17 protein-coding genes are annotated in these 17,066 nt (G+C 72.7%); 12 read left to right on the top strand and 5 right to left on the bottom strand.

Going from position 1 to position 17,066, the window contains the following annotated elements:
• The first annotated feature begins 146 nt into the window (after nucleotides 1-146).
• Together sucC and sucD are read left to right on the top strand one after the other, a co-directional pair.
• The gene (gene sucC / locus OG403_RS15250) at nucleotides 147-1,322 is read left to right on the top strand and encodes an ADP-forming succinate--CoA ligase subunit beta (protein WP_329564795.1); all 1,176 of its coding nucleotides are present in this window, start codon (nucleotides 147-149) and stop codon (nucleotides 1,320-1,322) included.
• A gap of 17 nt (nucleotides 1,323-1,339) precedes the next feature.
• Complete coding sequence (gene sucD, locus OG403_RS15245; protein ID WP_329564794.1) at nucleotides 1,340-2,221, top strand: succinate--CoA ligase subunit alpha; 882 nt, start codon at nucleotides 1,340-1,342, stop codon at nucleotides 2,219-2,221.
• On the opposite strand, the gene OG403_RS15240 is transcribed toward sucD, so the two are convergent.
• Nucleotides 2,128-3,126, bottom strand: a complete 999-nt coding sequence (locus OG403_RS15240; protein ID WP_329564793.1) for a hypothetical protein — start codon at nucleotides 3,124-3,126, stop codon at nucleotides 2,128-2,130. The genes sucD and OG403_RS15240 overlap by 94 nt on opposite strands.
• Before the next feature lie 76 nt (nucleotides 3,127-3,202).
• Here OG403_RS15240 and OG403_RS15235 point away from each other — a divergent pair, with 76 nt between their 5' ends.
• A complete protein-coding gene (locus OG403_RS15235) occupies nucleotides 3,203-4,489 on the top strand; it encodes a cell division protein PerM (protein ID WP_329564792.1) in 1,287 nt (428 codons plus the stop codon).
• Nucleotides 4,490-4,535: 46 nt separating this feature from the next.
• Here the strand turns inward: OG403_RS15235 and OG403_RS15230 are convergent, their stop codons facing one another.
• Nucleotides 4,536-5,249: a hypothetical protein gene (locus OG403_RS15230; protein ID WP_329564791.1), complete on the bottom strand. Its 714-nt coding sequence runs from the start codon at nucleotides 5,247-5,249 to the stop codon at nucleotides 4,536-4,538.
• A 353-nt stretch (nucleotides 5,250-5,602) separates the two neighbouring features.
• Between OG403_RS15230 and purN the strand changes: the two genes are divergently transcribed.
• Together purN and purH are read left to right on the top strand one after the other, a co-directional pair.
• The gene (gene purN, locus OG403_RS15225; protein WP_329564790.1) at nucleotides 5,603-6,262 is read left to right on the top strand and encodes a phosphoribosylglycinamide formyltransferase; all 660 of its coding nucleotides are present in this window, start codon (nucleotides 5,603-5,605) and stop codon (nucleotides 6,260-6,262) included.
• The gene (purH, locus tag OG403_RS15220) at nucleotides 6,259-7,839 is read left to right on the top strand and encodes a bifunctional phosphoribosylaminoimidazolecarboxamide formyltransferase/IMP cyclohydrolase (RefSeq protein ID WP_329564789.1); all 1,581 of its coding nucleotides are present in this window, start codon (nucleotides 6,259-6,261) and stop codon (nucleotides 7,837-7,839) included. The genes purN and purH overlap by 4 nt, the downstream gene beginning before the upstream one ends.
• 111 nt (nucleotides 7,840-7,950) lie before the next feature.
• Here the strand turns inward: purH and OG403_RS15215 are convergent, their stop codons facing one another.
• The 3 genes from OG403_RS15215 to OG403_RS15205 all read right to left on the bottom strand — a co-directional run bounded on the left by OG403_RS15215 (nucleotide 7,951) and on the right by OG403_RS15205 (nucleotide 9,698).
• Complete coding sequence (locus OG403_RS15215; RefSeq protein WP_329564788.1) at nucleotides 7,951-8,382, bottom strand: RDD family protein; 432 nt, start codon at nucleotides 8,380-8,382, stop codon at nucleotides 7,951-7,953.
• A gap of 126 nt (nucleotides 8,383-8,508) precedes the next feature.
• Nucleotides 8,509-9,207, bottom strand: coding sequence for an RDD family protein (locus tag OG403_RS15210; protein ID WP_329564787.1), 699 nt, complete (start codon nucleotides 9,205-9,207; stop codon nucleotides 8,509-8,511).
• A 74-nt stretch (nucleotides 9,208-9,281) separates the two neighbouring features.
• Entirely contained in the window at nucleotides 9,282-9,698 is a 417-nt protein-coding gene (locus OG403_RS15205) for a DUF2752 domain-containing protein (RefSeq protein WP_329564786.1), read from the bottom strand.
• A 310-nt stretch (nucleotides 9,699-10,008) separates the two neighbouring features.
• On the opposite strand from OG403_RS15205, the gene OG403_RS15200 reads away from it, so the two are divergent.
• The 7 genes from OG403_RS15200 to OG403_RS15170 all read left to right on the top strand — a co-directional run bounded on the left by OG403_RS15200 (nucleotide 10,009) and on the right by OG403_RS15170 (nucleotide 17,049).
• A complete protein-coding gene (locus tag OG403_RS15200) occupies nucleotides 10,009-10,203 on the top strand; it encodes a hypothetical protein (protein ID WP_329572728.1) in 195 nt (64 codons plus the stop codon).
• A complete protein-coding gene (locus OG403_RS15195; protein WP_329564785.1) occupies nucleotides 10,200-10,643 on the top strand; it encodes a DUF3017 domain-containing protein in 444 nt (147 codons plus the stop codon). The genes OG403_RS15200 and OG403_RS15195 overlap by 4 nt, the downstream gene beginning before the upstream one ends.
• 196 nt (nucleotides 10,644-10,839) lie before the next feature.
• The gene (locus OG403_RS15190; protein WP_329564784.1) at nucleotides 10,840-11,832 is read left to right on the top strand and encodes a malate dehydrogenase; all 993 of its coding nucleotides are present in this window, start codon (nucleotides 10,840-10,842) and stop codon (nucleotides 11,830-11,832) included.
• A 137-nt stretch (nucleotides 11,833-11,969) separates the two neighbouring features.
• The gene (locus OG403_RS15185) at nucleotides 11,970-13,319 is read left to right on the top strand and encodes a hemolysin family protein (protein WP_329564783.1); all 1,350 of its coding nucleotides are present in this window, start codon (nucleotides 11,970-11,972) and stop codon (nucleotides 13,317-13,319) included.
• Nucleotides 13,320-13,349: 30 nt separating this feature from the next.
• Nucleotides 13,350-14,390, top strand: coding sequence for a tryptophan--tRNA ligase (gene trpS / locus OG403_RS15180; RefSeq protein ID WP_329564782.1), 1,041 nt, complete (start codon nucleotides 13,350-13,352; stop codon nucleotides 14,388-14,390).
• Complete coding sequence (locus tag OG403_RS15175) at nucleotides 14,390-14,965, top strand: 2'-5' RNA ligase family protein (protein ID WP_329564781.1); 576 nt, start codon at nucleotides 14,390-14,392, stop codon at nucleotides 14,963-14,965. The genes trpS and OG403_RS15175 overlap by 1 nt, the downstream gene beginning before the upstream one ends.
• 170 nt (nucleotides 14,966-15,135) lie before the next feature.
• Complete coding sequence (locus tag OG403_RS15170; protein WP_329564780.1) at nucleotides 15,136-17,049, top strand: stealth family protein; 1,914 nt, start codon at nucleotides 15,136-15,138, stop codon at nucleotides 17,047-17,049.
• Nucleotides 17,050-17,066: the final 17 nt, after the last annotated feature.

Here is a 17,066-nt window from a genome sequence, read left to right as displayed (position 1 = left end):
GTTGATTGACGTGTGCGCCCGAGACCGCGTGGGCCGCAAGGCCGCAACTCTGCGTACCCGCACGGCCCCGACGACCCGCAGCGAAGATCCTGCCGTGGCACGCTCGTAGAGACACAATCCGCGACCACGAACAAGGACGAACACACGTGGACCTGTTCGAGTACCAGGCGAGGGACCTCTTCGCCAAGCACGGTGTGCCCGTGCTCGATGGCGAGGTCATCGAGAAGGCTGAGGACGCTCGGGCGATCGCCGAGCGCTTCGGCGGACGCGCCGTCGTCAAGGCTCAGGTGAAGGTCGGAGGCCGTGGCAAGGCCGGCGGCGTCAAGCTCGCCGCCGACCCGGCCGACGCTGTCGCCAAGGCCGGGGCGATCCTCGGTATGGACATCAAGGGCCACACCGTGCACAAGGTGATGCTGGCCCAGACCGCGGACATCAAGGAGGAGTACTACGTCTCCTTCCTGCTGGACCGCGCCAACCGCACCTTCCTGGCGATGGCCAGCAAGGAGGGCGGCGTGGAGATCGAGGTCGTCGCCGAGGAGAACCCCGAGGCGCTGGCCAAGGTCGCCGTCGACGCGAACGAGGGCTGCACCGCCGAGAAGGCCGCCGAGATCGTCGCCGCCGCGAAGTTCCCGGCCGAGATCGCCGACCAGGTCATCGAGGTCCTGCAGAAGCTCTGGGTCGTCTTCATCAAGGAAGACGCCCTGCTGGTCGAGGTCAACCCGCTGGTCAAGACCGGCGAGGGCCGGATCGTCGCGCTCGACGGCAAGGTCTCGCTGGACGAGAACGCCGACTTCCGCCAGGCGGAGCACGAGGCGCTGGTCGACCACGCCGCGGCCAACCCGCTGGAGGCCGCCGCCAAGGCCAAGAACCTCAACTACGTCAAGCTCGACGGTGAGGTCGGCATCATCGGCAACGGCGCGGGTCTCGTGATGAGCACCCTGGACGTCGTCGCCTACGCCGGTGAGAACCACGGTGGCGTCAAGCCCGCCAACTTCCTCGACATCGGCGGCGGCGCCTCCGCCGAGGTGATGGCGAACGGCCTGGAGATCATCCTGGGCGACCCCGACGTCAAGTCGGTCTTCGTCAACGTCTTCGGTGGCATCACCGCGTGCGACGCGGTCGCCAACGGCATCGTGCAGGCCCTGGAGCTCCTGGAGAGCAAGGGCGAGGCCGTCACCAAGCCGCTGGTCGTCCGCCTGGACGGCAACAACGCGGAGCTGGGTCGCAAGATCCTGACCGACCGCAACCACCCGCTGGTCGAGCAGGTGGACACCATGGACGGCGCCGCTGACCGCGCCGCCGAGCTGGCCAACGCGAAGTAAGGAAGGGGACTCTCACCATGGCTATCTTCCTTACCGAGGACAGCAAGGTCATCGTTCAGGGCATGACCGGCTCCGAGGGCATGAAGCACACCCGCCGCATGCTCGCCTCCGGCACCAAGATCGTCGGCGGCGTGAACCCGCGCAAGGCCGGCACCACGGTTGACGTCGACGGCACCGAGGTGCCCGTCTTCGGCTCCGTCGCCGAGGCCATCGAGAAGACCGGTGCGGACGTCAGCGTCATCTTCGTGCCGCCGGCCTTCACCAAGAGCGCCGTCGTCGAGGCGATCGACGCCGAGATCCCGCTCGCGGTCGTCATCACCGAGGGCGTCCCGGTGCACGACAGCGCCTCGTTCTGGGCCTACGCCGGCGAGAAGGGCAACAAGACCCAGATCATCGGCCCGAACTGCCCCGGCCTGATCTCCCCCGGGAAGTCCAACGCGGGCATCATCCCGGCGGACATCACCAAGGCGGGCAAGATCGGCCTGGTCTCCAAGTCGGGCACGCTGACCTACCAGCTCATGTACGAGCTGCGCGACATCGGCTTCTCCTCGGCCGTCGGCATCGGTGGCGACCCGGTCATCGGCACCACCCACATCGACGCGCTGCGCGCGTTCGAGGCCGACCCGGAGACCGAGATCATCGTGATGATCGGTGAGATCGGTGGCGACGCCGAGGAGCGCGCCGCGGCCTTCATCAAGGCGAACGTGACCAAGCCGGTCGTCGGCTACGTCGCGGGCTTCACCGCCCCCGAGGGCAAGACCATGGGCCACGCCGGCGCCATCGTCTCGGGCTCCTCGGGCACCGCTCAGGCGAAGAAGGAGGCCCTGGAGGCCGCCGGTGTCAAGGTCGGCAAGACGCCGTCCGAGACCGCTCGCCTGGCGCGTGAGCTGATCGGCTGACGCTCGGCCAGCAGCGCCTGCCGCACCCCGGACCGGTTCGCCGGTGCGGGGTGCGGCGTTTTTCCGGGGCCGCACCAGAAGCTGCGGATGCCCGCGGCGCCGGCCCGGGTGACCGGGCCCGCGCTGCCGTTGGCGGCGCCGGTGCACAGCGGCGCCACGGCGGGCCGGGGGTTGAACCAGGCGGACGGGCCGTGGCCGTGCACGGTGCCGGTGATCGAGGCCGCGGTGGCCAGCACCAGCAGGGCCGAGCCGGCCGGCAGCGCGGCGGCCCGGAGCCGGGCGGCGGCCCGGCGGCGCCGGTCGGCCCGCTGCGGCTCGGCGCCGGCCGGGCAGCCGCGCACCGCGGCCCGGTAGAGCAGCCCGCCCAGCCGCCGCGCGAAGCCGGGTGCGGCCGGATCGGGGCCGACCAGGATGGGCAGCGCGCGGGCCAGTTCCAGATGCGCGGCGTGCAGCCGACGGCCGACGGCGGCCGCGGTGGCCTCCACCTCGACGGCGATCGCCGCCGGTGCCAGGCCGAGCGCGTCGTGCAGCACCACGACGTGGCGGCGGGCCCGGCTCAGCCGGCGCAGGGCGGCGAGCAGCTCCAGGTCGGACGGGGTGAGCTCGCAGCTCGCCGGCTCGGTGCCGCGCGGTGGCCGCCGGCCGGTCGGGCGCCAGGGCGCGAGCGCCGCCGCGAAGGCGCGGGTGCGCAGCCAGTGCGCGGGATCGGGGGCGGCGGCCGGCTCGGGCCACCGGTTCCAGGCACTGCCCAGGGCGTGCCGGGTGGCGCGCTCCGCGCTGCGGCGGTGCCCGGCGGTGAGCAGGAAGGACTGCTGCAGCAGCTCGTCGTACGAACGTTCGTAGAGCTCCTGGTAGCTCGCCAGATCGGACGGTGAGTCCGCTGCGAGTGAAGCGTTTTGACGCATGATCAGATGATCGGGGACACGGCGGCGGTCCGCTCCTGCACGGGGCAGGACGAGTGACGGCGGCACCATGAGGCACATGACGCACCATCTGACGGGCCGTCCACTCCCGCGCGGAACCGGCGCGCTCGCGTCCGGGCCGCTGCTCGCGGGCGCCGCCGCGGCGCTGCTCGGGCTCGCCGTGGTCGGCGCCCCGGTGCTGGTCCTCTGGATCCTGACGGCCGCCCCGCAGGACAGCGCCGCCGACGCCGCCCAACTGGTCGGCGCGCTCTGGCTGCTCGGCCACGGCGGGCCGCTCAGCCGGGGCGGCGCCGGTGTCCCGCTCGCGCTCACCCCGCTGCTGCTCACCGTGCTCACCGCGCTGCTGCTGCGGCGCGCCGCAGCAGCAGCAGCGGCCCGCCCGGGCGTCCAGGGCCGGACGGTACCTGTCGCGCTCTGTGCCGGGTACCTCGCGGTGGCGCTGCCGGTGGCGCTCGCCTGCGCCGGGTCCGGCGCGCTGCGCTCCCGGCCGCTGCCCGACCTGGTGGCGGTGCTCGCCGTGGCCTACCCGGCCGCCCTGCTGGGATCCGGGTCCGCACCTGCCTGGTGGCCGGCCCTGCGGGTCCGGCTGGGCCGCTTCGGCGCCGACCGGCTGGCCGGCCGGATCCCGGGTCGGCTGCTCGACCGGCTGCGGCGGCGCCCGGCACCCGGCGCCGCGGCGGCGGTGGGCCGGGCCGCCGCCGCAGCATTGCTGGTCCTGGTGGCGGGCGGGGCGCTGCTGCTCGGCGCGGCGCTGCCGCTGGGCGCCGGCACCACCGCTCCCGCGCTGCGCACGCTGGTCGGCGGCAGCCTGCCCGGGGCGCTCGGCCTGCTGCTCTGCTGCCTGCTGCTGATGCCCAACGCGGTGCTCTGGAGTGTCGGTTACGCGCTCGGGCCGGGCTTCGCGCTGGGGGCCGGCTCGCTGGTGGCGCCGGGCCGGCTGACGCCGGGGCCGAGCCTGGACTTCCCGCTGCTGGCGCTGGTGCCGACCACCGCCTCGGGCTGGCAGTGGCTGGTGCTGGCGGTCCCGCTGCTGGCCGGCCTGGCCGCGGCAGGCCTGCTCGCCCGGGTGGCGGTGGCCTCCTGCGGTGCCGTGCCGTCCGCTCCCTGGCGTGGCGGTGGCACCGCGCTCGCCGCCGGGGCGAGCGCGCTGGCGGTCGGGCTGGCGGTGGCCCTCGGCGGCCGGCTGGCCGGCGGAGCGGTCGGTGCCGGGCGGATGGCGCAGCTGGGACCCTCGGCGCTCTGCGGGCTGGCGGCGGCCGGCTGGGTGGCGGCGGTGGCGGTACCCGGGGCGCCCGCGCTGCGCTGGTGGCTGCTGCGGCAGGCGGTGGGCGAGCTGCCCGCTTAGGGCCGCTCGGACAGGCGCCGCGCCGGCCCTCGCGGCGCCGGGTGGCTCAGTTCTGCGGGTCGGTGAGGGTGACCACCCACTGCGGGGCCAGCGTCGAGCAGCTCTGCTCGGCCACCGAGGTGAGCGAGTCGTTGACGCAGGTGAAGTACGGCCGGTAGGCCAGCTCCACCGAGAAGAGGCCGAGTACCAGGGCGATGGCCACCCCGCCGGTGAGCAGACCGCCGAGCGCGGCCGGCACCTGCGGGCGGCTGCGCTGGCCGTAGGGCCAGGCGACCGGGGCGCCACTGGGCGGCTCGGCCGGGGCCTGCGCGGCCCGCACGGTGCCGGCCGCCCCCTCCTGGGCGCCCGGCCGCAGCGCGCTGACGCCCCAGTAGAGTGCGAGGGCGCCGAACAGCAGGGCGAGCGAGGCGATGTCCTGGAGCCCGCAGAAGAGCGCGGCCATCCCGCTCATCAGCGCGTAGCGCGAGCGGCGGTGCTGGGGGTCGTTGGGGTCGAACCGTGGCTGCGGCGGGCCCGGCTGGCGGTCCGGCCAGCCGGGGCCGCCACCGCCCTGCCAGTTCGGGCTCCAGGGATGCGGCGGCGGCACCGGCGCTCTGCCGGGCCGGCCCTCGCCGACCGGACGCTCGCCGTCCTCGGGCGCGCCCTCGGCTCCGTCGTCCGCAGGCCGCTGCGGGAGGCGAGGCCGCCACGGCTGGTCCGGGGCATCCTCCGGCGGCGGCGCGAAGGGGTTGCGCTCGTCGCTGCTCTTGCCGCTGCTCATGTCGGTCGAGGTCCTCATCGTCGTAGGGCGTCGCGACCCATGATCCCGCAGGCCGATGAGGAGCTGAGTCCGGCCTGCCGTTTGCGGTACCACCGTGCTTCGGCCGCCTGTCGGCGGTGTCGGGAGATCCCGCTCTCATCTACGCGCGTCAAGCAGATTCCCTGGTCAACCCGCGTTCAACCAGCCGTTATCGTGGTGACGGTCAGCAGCTCTCCCAGGTTCCCGGGCCCGTCGCGCGCCGCGCGCGGTCCGGCGCACCCACCGACCGCCGACCTGCCGCCTGTCCGTAGTGGCCCCACCGCCCGGTGGACGTACCAGCGGGCAGGCACCCGACGTTTACGGAGACCCGCGCAGTGGCCGCCGCTCACCCGCTCGCCTTCCCGCCGCCGTCCGACCGCCCGGCCCGGCTGGTGGTCCTGGTGTCCGGTTCCGGCACCAACCTCCAGTCGCTGATCGAGGCCGTCGCCGACCCCGGCTACGGCGCCGAGATCGTCGCCGTGGGCGCCGACCGGGAGGGCATCGCCGGGCTCGAGCGCGCCGGGCGCGCCGGGCTGCCGACCTTCGTGCACCAGGTCAAGGAGTACCCGGACCGGGCCGCCTGGGACGCCGCGCTGACCGGTGCCGTGCAGGCCTGGCAGCCCGACCTGGTGGTCACCGCCGGCTTCATGAAGATCCTCGGCGAGCGTTTCATCGGCGCCTACGCCGGCCGCATCGTCAACACCCACCCCGCCCTGCTGCCCGCCTTCCCCGGCGCCCACGGCGTCACCGACGCGCTCGCCTACGGGGTCAAGGTCACCGGCTGCACCGTCCACCTGGTCGACGCCGGGGTGGACACCGGACCGATCATCGCGCAGGGCGTCGTGCAGGTCACCGACGCCGACCACGCCGATGGCGGCGAAGCGCTGCACGAGCGCATCAAGACTGTCGAGCGTCAGCTGCTCGTCGAGGTCGTGGGCCGACTCGCCCGCGAAGGACACCGCATCGAAGACCGAAAGGTTTGGATCCCGGCATGAGTTCCGCGCCCACCTCGCCCGTCATCTCCGAGGACATCCGCCCGCTCCGTCGCGCGCTGGTCAGCGTGTACGACAAGACCGGGCTGGAGGAGCTGGCCCAGGGCCTGCACGCCGCCGGGGTCGAGCTGGTCTCCACCGGCTCCACCGCCGCCCGGATCGCCGCCGCCGGGGTCCCGGTCACCGAGGTGTCCGAGCTGACCGGCTTCCCGGAGTGCCTGGACGGGCGCGTGAAGACGCTGCACCCGCGGGTGCACGCCGGTGTGCTGGCCGACCTGCGACTGGAGTCGCACCGCGCGCAGCTGGCCGAGCTGGGCATCGAGCCCTTCGACCTGGTCGTGGTGAACCTCTACCCGTTCGCCGCCACCGTCGCCTCCGGCGCCACCCCGGACGAGTGCGTCGAGCAGATCGACATCGGCGGCCCGAGCATGGTGCGCGCCGCCGCCAAGAACCACCCCTCGGTCGCGGTGGTGGTCGACCCGGCCCGCTACGGCGACGTGCTGGCCGCCGTCCAGGCCGGCGGCTTCGACCTGCTGACCCGCAAGCGGCTGGCCGGCACGGCCTTCGCGCACACCGCCGCGTACGACGTCGCGGTCGCGCAGTGGTTCGAGGCCTCGGGCTACACCGGGACCGAGGACGCTTTCCCGGCCTTCCTCGGCGCCACCTGGGAGCGCTCGAACGTGCTGCGGTACGGCGAGAACCCGCACCAGAGCGCCGCGCTCTACACCGACGGCACCGGCGGTCTGGCAGCCGCCGAGCAGCTGCACGGCAAGGAGATGTCCTACAACAACTACGTCGACACCGACGCCGCCCGCCGCGCCGCCTACGACCACGCCGGCCCGGCCGTCGCGATCATCAAGCACGCCAACCCGTGCGGCATCGCGGTGGGCGCGGACGTCGCCGAGGCGCACCGCAAGGCGCACGCCTGCGACCCGCTCTCCGCCTTCGGCGGGGTGATCGCGGTCAACCGCCCGGTCACCGTCGAGCTGGCCGAGCAGATCGCGCCGATCTTCACCGAGGTCGTCGTCGCCCCCGACTACGAGCCGGGCGCCGTCGAGGTGCTCGCCCGCAAGAAGAACATCCGGGTGCTGCGAGCGCCCGAGGCACCCTGCGAGCGCCGGGAGGCCCGCCGGATCAGCGGCGGCCTGCTGTTCCAGCAGATCGACCGGGTCGACGCCGCCGGCGACGACCCGTCGACCTGGACGCTGGCCACCGGCGAGGCGCTCTCGCCGGCCGAGCTGGCCGAGCTGGCCTTCGCCTGGACGGCCTGCCGCGCCGTGAAGTCCAACGCGATCCTGCTGGCCAAGGACGGCGCCTCGGTCGGCGTCGGGATGGGCCAGGTCAACCGGGTCGACTCCGCCAAGCTCGCGGTCGCCCGGGCCGGGGAGCGGTCGACCGGCTCGTTCGCCGCCTCCGACGCGTTCTTCCCGTTCGCGGACGGCCTGCAGATCCTGCTCGACGCCGGCGTGAAGGCCGTGGTCCAGCCGGGCGGTTCGGTGCGGGACGAGGAGGTCATCGCGGCGGCCGCGGCGGCCGGGGTGACCATGTACTTCACCGGGACCCGGCACTTCTTCCACTGATCGCGGCGAGTACGCCGATCGCTTGAGCACGGACGGGCTGACGGACTGACGTGCTGACGGCCTGACGGGCCGTGGGATACCTCCCACGGCCCGTCAGCCGTGTCCGAGGTGTCAGCCGGTGACCACGACCACGGTGCCGGCCATCTTGTCCGCGAAGGTCTGCCGCCTGGCGTCCCAGAGCGGCCACAGGTAGCCGATCATGCAGCAGAGCGCGTCCAGCAGGTGCAGCAGACGGCGGCCGATCGCCAGGCCGGTGCCGAGGTAGCTGCCGTCGGCGCTCCGCAGGACCTTGGTGCCGACCACCTTCTTGCCGGGCGACTGGCCGGTGGTCCCCTCCATGTTCGCCACGAACACCAGCAGCACGAGGTTCAGCACACCGCCGAGCGCGGAGCCGGTGACCAGCTGGATCGCGGTGCCGGGCAGCCCCACGATCACCCAGTCGATCAGGTAGGAGACCACCCGCCGCCCCCAGCCGGCCAGCGGTGGGGCGGGTGGGTAGGGCAGGTCGTAGGGGGGCGGCGGCTGGTCGTGCGGGTCGCTCATCGGATCCTTCCGATCCTCGTGCCGGTTCGTGGCGCCGGTTCTCGCCGGCGGGGGGAACGCCGGCGGTGGGAACGCCGACGGCCCAGCGCTCCGTTCGGAGCGGCCGGGCCGTCGGCCGTGCGGGGGTTACTGGGCGCGGATCACCAGGCTGTTGGTCACCTTGTCGGCGAAGCACTGGCCCTTGTCGTCCCAGAGCGGCCAGAGGTAGCCGATGCCGCACAGGAAGCTGTCCAGGAAGTGCGCGAGCTTGCGCACGAAGGCCATGCCGAAGCCGAGCGGCTGCCCGTCGAGCTCGCGGACCAGCTTGATGCCCACCGCGCGCTTGCCGATGGTCTGGCCGGTGCCGCCCTCGCGGACCAGCTGCCAGATGGCCAGGCCCAGGGTGAGCAGGCCGCCGACCGCGATGATCGCCAGGGCGCCGCCGCCGAGCGTGCTGGCGGTGGCGCTGCCCACGTTGGTGCAGATCGGGGCGGAGGTGTCGGTCGGGTCGGTGGGCATGGTGCAGGTGGGGACGCTGGTGGCCACGCTGCTGACCATCATCACGCCGCCGATGACGTAGCAGATGATCAGGGGAACCATGATGACCAGCGAGTCGATGATGTACCCGCCGACCCGGGCGCCCCAGCTGGCCAGCACCGGCGCGGCGACCGGGGCGTAGCCGTAGTTCGGAGGGGCCTGCTGCGGGTAGCCGTAGTTCGGGGCGGCCTGCTGCGGGTAGCCGTAGGCGGGCGGCTGCTGGCCGTACGGGTTCTGCTGCGGCGGGACGCCGTACGGTGCCTGCTGGGGCTGGCCGTAGGGGTTGTTCGGGTCGGGCGGGTAGGACACGGAATGCCTCCGGGCGGGACGGGCGCTACGGGCTGTTGGGACGTTTGGGGACAGCGGGTGAGACTAATGGACCGCTATGACGGTGCGACACCCAGACGGAAGAGCTGCCAGATCCAGGCGACGGCCAGCGCGGTGCCGATCAGCGCGCCGCGCCGACGCGGCGTCAGCGACCACCACCAGGCGCCCCCGCCGAGCGGGGCGGTGAGCAGGCCGAGCACCGCGACCACGGTGACCGGATTGGCCGTCAGGGCGGCCAGCCAGTGGCCGTGTCCGGCTTCGATGAAGACCGTGGTGCTGCCGCAGGCCGGGCACGGGATGCCGGTGAGGCGGCGCAGCGGGCAGATCACCCCGGGATCGTGCGCGTCGTGCAGCACGGCGACCGCCACGGCGGCGCCGGCAGCGAGCGCGCAGCGCAGCGCGGTGCGGGCGAGCCGGGTGGATACCGTGGCGGGCGCGCGAACGGGCCGGGTGGCCCGAACCGGGGTGATCACCGATGGCCGGCTGGCGGCGGATGGCCCGGAAGTTGTTGAGGTGGAGTGGTCACGAACGTTCTTCCCCCGATCACCCGCGCTCCGCGATGTCGTTGGAGGGCGGGCCATGTGACTGGTGCTCGGGCCTATGGTCGAGGGCGGCGGGCCGGGCTGTCCAGCGCATTGGCGGGGTGTGCGCGCAACTGTGGCGCAACTGCAATCGGATCCACACGTTCCGTTAAGCACCGAGACCCGAGGAGCGAGACCCGAGGAGCGCGGCCCGCGGAGCGCGGCGTGCCGAGCAGTGCCGCCGATCCGGGAGGATAGGGAGATGGCTGCCCGGATCCTTGACGGCGAGGCCGCCGCCACCGCGATCGGGTCCGAACCCGCCGTCCGCGTGGCGGCGCTCGGGGACCCGGGTGGTGCGGGCCCGATGACTCGCGTCATGCTGCTCAACAACATCGTCGAGGCGGCCGAGCACCAGGCCGCCCAACTAGTCGCCACCCCTGGGGATAACCGGAAATGAGCGCGGTACGAACGGGCCGGTCCGCACGCCGCCGGGCGGCCCGGAACAGAGCGGTACTGGAGACCGGGCCGGCGGCCGCGGGGACACTGCCGCCGGAGGGCTCCAAGGCGGCCCTGGACCGCAGCCACTCGCTGCCGGTGCGGCAGTGGCCGATAACGCTGGTCCTGCTGGCGGTCGGGATCGGGCTGCTGGTCGCCTGGCTCGACGACTTCCGCTACGGGCTGCTGACCATCGGCGGGGGCGTGCTGTTCGGCGCGCTGCTGCGGCTGCTGCTGCCGGAGGTCGGGATGCTCGCGGTGCGCAGTCGCTTCACCGACGTGCTGGTGCTGCTCTTCTTCGCCACCGTGATCGTGCTGCTCGCCCTGGTGGCCCAGCCGGACCCCTGGCTGCGGCTGCCCGAGGTGGAGGACATCGGCAGCTACATCGGACAGCGGCACTGACCGCGCCGACCGGATCCCGCCCCGGGCCGGGGCGGGCTCCGGCACGTTGTGACGCACCAGCCACGCCGGTGGGCACGCCCTGGGGGCGCCCTTGCGATAACCTGACGCCGGTTCTCTCGATGTCGAGAGAAAACATCCTCGGCTCCAGTGCGCCGACGTGCCTGGGGCATGCTGGCGATCGCTGGAGAAGGAACCCATGACTCGCACCCCCGTCAACGTCACCGTCACCGGAGCGGCCGGCCAGATCGGCTACGCGCTGCTCTTCCGCATCGCCTCGGGCCACCTGCTCGGCGCGGACGTGCCGGTGAACCTGCGCCTGCTGGAGATCCCGCAGGGCCTCAAGGCCGCCGAGGGCGTCGCGATGGAGCTCGACGACTGCGCCTTCCCGCTGCTGCGCAAGATCGACATCACCGACCAGGCGAACGTGGCCTTCGACGGTGCCAACGTGGCCCTGCTGGTCGGCGCCCGCCCGCGCACCGCCGGCATGGAGCGCGGCGACCTGCTCTCCGCCAACGGCGGCATCTTCGGCCCGCAGGGCAAGGCCATCAACGCCCACGCCGCCGAGGACATCAAGGTCCTGGTGGTCGGCAACCCGGCCAACACCAACGCCCTGATCGCCCAGCGCAACGCCCCCGACGTGCCGGCCGAGCGGTTCACCGCGATGACCCGCCTGGACCACAACCGCGCGGTCGCCCAGCTGGCCAAGAAGGCCGGCGTGACCGTCGAGGACGTCAAGAAGGTCACCATCTGGGGCAACCACTCCGCCACCCAGTACCCGGACCTGTTCCACGCCGAGATCTCCGGCAAGAGCGCCTTCGAGGCGATCGGCGCCGACCAGGCCTGGGTCGAGGACTTCTTCATCCCGAAGGTCGCCAAGCGGGGTGCCGAGATCATCGAGGTCCGTGGCGCCTCCTCGGCCGCCTCGGCCGCCAACGCCGCCATCGACCACGTCCACACCTGGGTCAACGGCACCCCGGCGGGCGACTGGACCTCGATGGGCATCGTCTCCGACGGCTCCTACGGCGTGCCGGCCGGCCTGATCTCCTCCTTCCCGGTCACCACCAAGGACGGCAAGTTCGAGATCGTCCAGGGCCTGGAGATCTCCGCCTTCGACCGCGCCCGGATCGACGCCTCGGTCGGCGAGCTGGCCGAGGAGCGCGACGCGGTCACCGAGCTCGGCCTCATCTGAGACTGAGCGCTGACACCGAGCGCTGAGACCGAGCGCTCCTGGCGGGCGCCGAGCCCGAGCGCTGAGACCGAGCGCTGACTCCGGCCGACCACTTCGATTCAGAAGCGGTCGGCCGGACCCGTTTACACTGGCCGACCGTGAACGAAACCCTCCAGGACGCCGCCCTCGTCCTGCTCTTCATCGTCCTCGGTGGGCTGTTCAACATCGCCGAGATCTCGCTGATCTCGCTGCGCGAGGGGCAGATCCGGGCACTGGCGCAGCGCGGCACCAAACGGGCCGCGCGGGCCGCGCACCTGGCCGCCGATCCGAACCGGTTCCTGGCGGCCGTCCAGGTCGGGGTCACCTGCATGGGTTTCCTGTCGGCCGCCTTCGGCGCGGACACGCTGGCCGGCAAGCTCTCCCCGGTCTTCGTCCACCTCGGCCTCTCCACCGGGGTGGCGGACGCGGTCGCCCTGGTCGGGCTGACCCTGCTGATCTCCTACATCTCCCTGGTGCTCGGTGAGCTGACCCCCAAGCGGATCGGCCTGCAGCGGGCGGAGTCGATCGCGCTGCTGGCCGCGCCGGTGGTCGACGTGATGTCGGTGGTGCTGCGTCCGGTGATCTGGCTGCTCGGCCACTCCACCAACCTGATGGTCCGGCTCTTCGGCGGGGACCCCAAGGCCGGCCGCGGCTCGATGAGTTCCGAGGAGCTGCGCGGCCTGGTGGCCGCCAACACCGAGCTGGGCAGCGACGAGCGGGCGCTGATCGCCGATGTCTTCGCGGCCGGCGAGCGCCAGCTGCGCGAGGTGATGGTGCCGCGCACCGAGGTCACCTTCCTGGACGCCCACCAGTCGCTCACCGAGGTCCGCGAGGAGACCAGCACCTCCCCGCACTCGCGCTACCCGGTGGTCGAGGGCTCCTACGACGCGGTGGTCGGCTTCGTCCACGTCCGCGACCTCTACCGGGCCCACGGCGAGCGGGCGCTGCGGGTGCGCGAGATCGCCCGGCCGGTCAAGCTGCTGCCGGCCACCAAGAAGGTGCTGGAGGCGATGAGCGAGATGCGCCGCGAGGGCCACCACCTGGCGATAGTGGTGGACGAGTACGGCGGCACGGCCGGCATCGTCACGCTGGAGGACCTGGTCGAGGAGGTGATCGGCGAGATCCGCGATGAGTACGACGCCCAGGAGACCACCGCGACCCGGCGGCTGGCGGGCGGCGGGGTCGAGGTGAACGGGCTGCTCAACCTGCCGGACTTCGCGGAGGAGACCGGCGTGGCGCTGCCCGAGGGCCCGTACGAGACGGTGGCCGGCTACGTGGTGGCGGAGCTGGGCGAGCTGCCCGAGGTCGGCGACCAGGTGCTGGTGCCGAAGGAGGGCGAGCCCGGCGTGCTGCTCACCGTGGCGGCGCTGGACGGTCGGCGGATCGACCGGATCCGGGTGCGCGCCGAACCCGCGCCCGAGGCGGCGGCCGACCGTTCGTCGGAACCTCCGAACGAAGCCGGGTCCTGACCGCGCGCCGAAGCTGGAAGAATGGCGGTCATGGTCAACGCAGCGGTCACCAGTCCGGCGAAGGATCGCCCTCGGGTGCTCTCCGGCATCCAGCCCACCTCCGGCTCGTTCCACCTCGGCAACTACCTGGGCGCGGTGCGCCAGTGGGTGGACCTCCAGGAGGCGAACGACGCCTTCTACATGGTGGTCGACCTGCACGCGATCACCGTTCCGCAGGACCCGGCGCAGCTGCGCGAGAACACCCGGGCCTCGGTGGCCCAGCTGCTCGGCGCGGGCCTGGACCCGGAGCGCTGCACCCTCTTCATCCAGTCCCAGGTGCCCGAGCACGCGCAGCTCGGCTGGGTGATGAACTGCCTCACCGGCTTCGGCGAAGCCGCCCGGATGACCCAGTTCAAGGACAAGTCGGCCAAGCAAGGCAGTGACAGCACCACGGTCGGCCTCTTCACCTACCCGATCCTGCAGGTCGCCGACATCCTGCTCTACCAGGCCGACGCGGTGCCGGTGGGCGAGGACCAGCGCCAGCACCTGGAGCTCACCCGCGACCTCGCCGAGCGCTTCAACAGCCGCTACGCGCCCACCTTCACGCTGCCCAAGCCGTACATCCTCAAGGAGACGGCGAAGATCCTGGACCTGCAGGACCCGACGGCCAAGATGAGCAAGTCGGCCTCCTCGGCCAAGGGCCTGGTCAATCTGCTGGACGACGCCAAGCTCAGCGCCAAGAAGTTCAAGAGCGCGGTGACCGACACCGACACGGTGGTCTCCTACGACGAGGAGAAGAAGGCCGGCGTCTCCAACCTGCTGCGGATCCACGCGGCGCTCAGCGGGCAGAGCATCGAGCAGCTGGTGGCGCACTTCGAGGGCAAGATGTACGGCGCGCTCAAGACCGAGCTGGCCGAGCTGTTCTCGCAGTGGGTGGTGCCGTTCCAGGAGCGGACCAAGACCTACCTGGACGACCCGGCGGAACTCGACCGGGTGCTGGCGGTGGGTGCCGAGAAGGCCCGCGCGGTGGCCGCCGAGACCCTGGCGACGGTCTATGACCGGATTGGCTTCATCGCGGCCACCAAGCACTGATGTCCGAGCCCGTGCCCGCCGATGGTGGCGACCTCCCCGAGGCCGCCACCGTCGGCGCGTCGTTGACCATCGGCGTGGCGGTCACGGTCCCGGAGCCCTTCGGTTCGGCGATCCAGGACGCGCGCGCGGCGCTCGGCGATCCGCTGGCCCGGGCGATACCCACGCATGTCACGCTGCTGCCGCCGACCGAGATCCCGGCCGAGCGGCTGCCCGCGGTGCGGGCCCACCTGGCGGCGGTGGCGGCCCGGCGCCGGCCGTTCCGGATGCTGCTGCACGGCAGCGGCAGCTTCCGCCCGATCTCCCCGGTGGTCTTCGTCCGGGTCGAGGAAGGGGCGCAGGAGTGCCGTGAGCTGGAGGCCGAGGTCCGGTGCGGTCCGCTCGCCCGGGAGCTGGCCTTCCCCTACCACCCGCACGTCACGGTGGCGCACGGTCTGGCGGAGCAGGTGCTGGACACCGCGGCTGTCCAGGCCCGGGCCTTCCACGCGGCCTTCGCGGTGCCGGCCTTCACGCTTTCCTGGTTCGGCGCGGACGCGGTCTGGCGTCCGTGGTGTGCCTACCCGTTCAGTGGCCGTTAATTGACATGCATCAGTTGCGTGAAATGCAGAATATTAGCTCTTATTATTTTCTCATTCACCAGGACATCAGGTGAGCGCTATACTCGCCCGATAATGGCCGCGGGGGGCCTTATCGGTCAGAGTGCTCACCGTCTGGAGAGATGATGCGCTGTCCCCGCACGGTCCGGCGAGTGATCCGCGCCGTGGCCCGCAGGGCCCGTCGGGCAGGCGTGTTGTCAGGACTGCTGCCCGAGCAGCGGGCGGCCGAGCAGTCGGCCGAGGGCGGCCCCGGGGAGCCGGAGCCCGCACTCGAGGCGGCTCCGCCGAGCCCCGAGGAACTGCGCCGGGAGCGTGAGGAGCAGTTGCTGGAGCTGCTGCCCGCACTGGTCCGGCAGGACGACGGCCTGGTGGCCGAGGTGCGCGACGACTTGCTCTCCGGCGATGCCTTCCTGCGCAGCTTCACCGAGACGACCGACCTGCTGGAGGCGAGCGGGATCGAGTTCGCCCCGATCCGCGGGCAGGAGTTCCGGCAGTGGGTGGTGATCGCGCCCGGACAGCGGGCCGAGGTGCTCGCCGCCTTCGCCGCCGCCTTCCGCGACCAGCCGGTCTACGCCGACCTGCTGGGGCACGACGTCACGCTCCGGACGGTGCTCGCCGAGGAGCTGCCGCAGGCCGTCGCGGCCCTGGAGGCGGTGCCCGAAGAGGCGCCGGAGGAGCAGGCAGGGGAGCAGGCGGAGGAGCAGGCGGGGGAGGAGCAGGCCGCGCTGCCCGAGCCGGAGGCGGCGCCGGTGGTGCTGGTCAAGGGGGTGCGGATCTACCGGCCGGTGGTGACCAGCGGCCGGACCCTCTCCTACGGTGCGGAACACGGCTGCGACCTGGATTTCTGGGATTCCGCCGCCCCGTCCGAGGGGGCCATCGCCGCGATTCACGAGCCGCCGTTCGGCTGGTGGGTGCCCTCTCTGCGGCCGGACACGACGGTGCGGATCGGCGGTCGGGAATTCCCGGTGCCGGCCGCGTTCGCCCGGCCGCTGCTGGACGACGTCACCTTTCCGATCGACGCGGTGATCACCTGGGTCGACGACAGCGACCCGGTCTGGCGGGGCCGGCGGGCCGCCGCGCTGGCCGCGCTGCCCGAGCCGCCCGCCACCGGGGACGGCCCCGAGCGCTTCCACAACCGCGATGAGCTGCGCTATTGCCTGCGGTCCATCGCCATGTACGCCCCGTGGATCCGGCACGTCTTCCTGGTCACCGACGGGCAGCAGCCCGACTGGCTGGTGGCCGGGCATCCGGATCTGACCGTGGTCTCGCACCGCGATCTGTTCGAGGACCCGGCGGTTCTCCCGGTGTTCAACTCGCATGCGATCGAAACGCAGCTGCACCGAATTCCGGGCCTTTCCGAGCATTTCCTCTATTTCAATGACGACATGTTCCTGGGGCGGCCGGTCCGGCCCGAACAGTTCTTCCGGGGAAATGGCGGGCCGGCGGTCAATCTCGATTCCCGGGTGATTCCGCCGGGGCCGGTGACCGCTGACGACGACGAGTACGTGGCGGCGCAGAAGAACACCCGGGCCCTGATCCGGCGGGAGTTCGGCCGGGACACCACCAACACCCTCAGCCACGCGCCCTACCCGCTGACCCGCACGCTGCTGGCCGAGAGCGCCGAGGACTTCGCCGCCGAGCTGGCCGGCACCGCCCGCTCGGTCTTCCGCTCGACCACCGACATCGCGCCGGTCACCCTGGCCGTCAGCCGCGGCTATCTCGCCGGCCGGGTCGGCTGGGGCCGGATCGGTCACCGCTACGTGGACGTCGACCGGCAGGCCGCCCTGGCGCACCTGCCGGGGCTGCTCAAGGAGCGCGCGGTCGACACCTTCTGCCTCAACGACGGCAGGCTGGAGCAGGTGCCCAGGCAGGAGCAGGACCGGATCGTCACCGCCTTCCTGCAGGGCTACTTCCCGGTGGCGGGGCCGTTCGAGGAGTCGCTGCCGGTGCCGGCGGCGCGGACTTCCCCCGAGCTCGCCGAGGCCGGGCAGGGCGAGCCGTCCGGCGAAGCCGTCCAGCCGCAGGACCTCGGTGCGCGGCCCCACCTGGTCGAGCAGCGCGGCTGACCGCCCGACCGCACCGC

The organism is Kitasatospora sp. NBC_01266, from assembly GCF_036242395.1.
Lineage (GTDB): Bacteria > Actinomycetota > Actinomycetes > Streptomycetales > Streptomycetaceae > Kitasatospora.
Note: the sequence above shows the minus strand (reverse complement) of the source record. Positions and strands in the feature narration are given on the sequence as shown.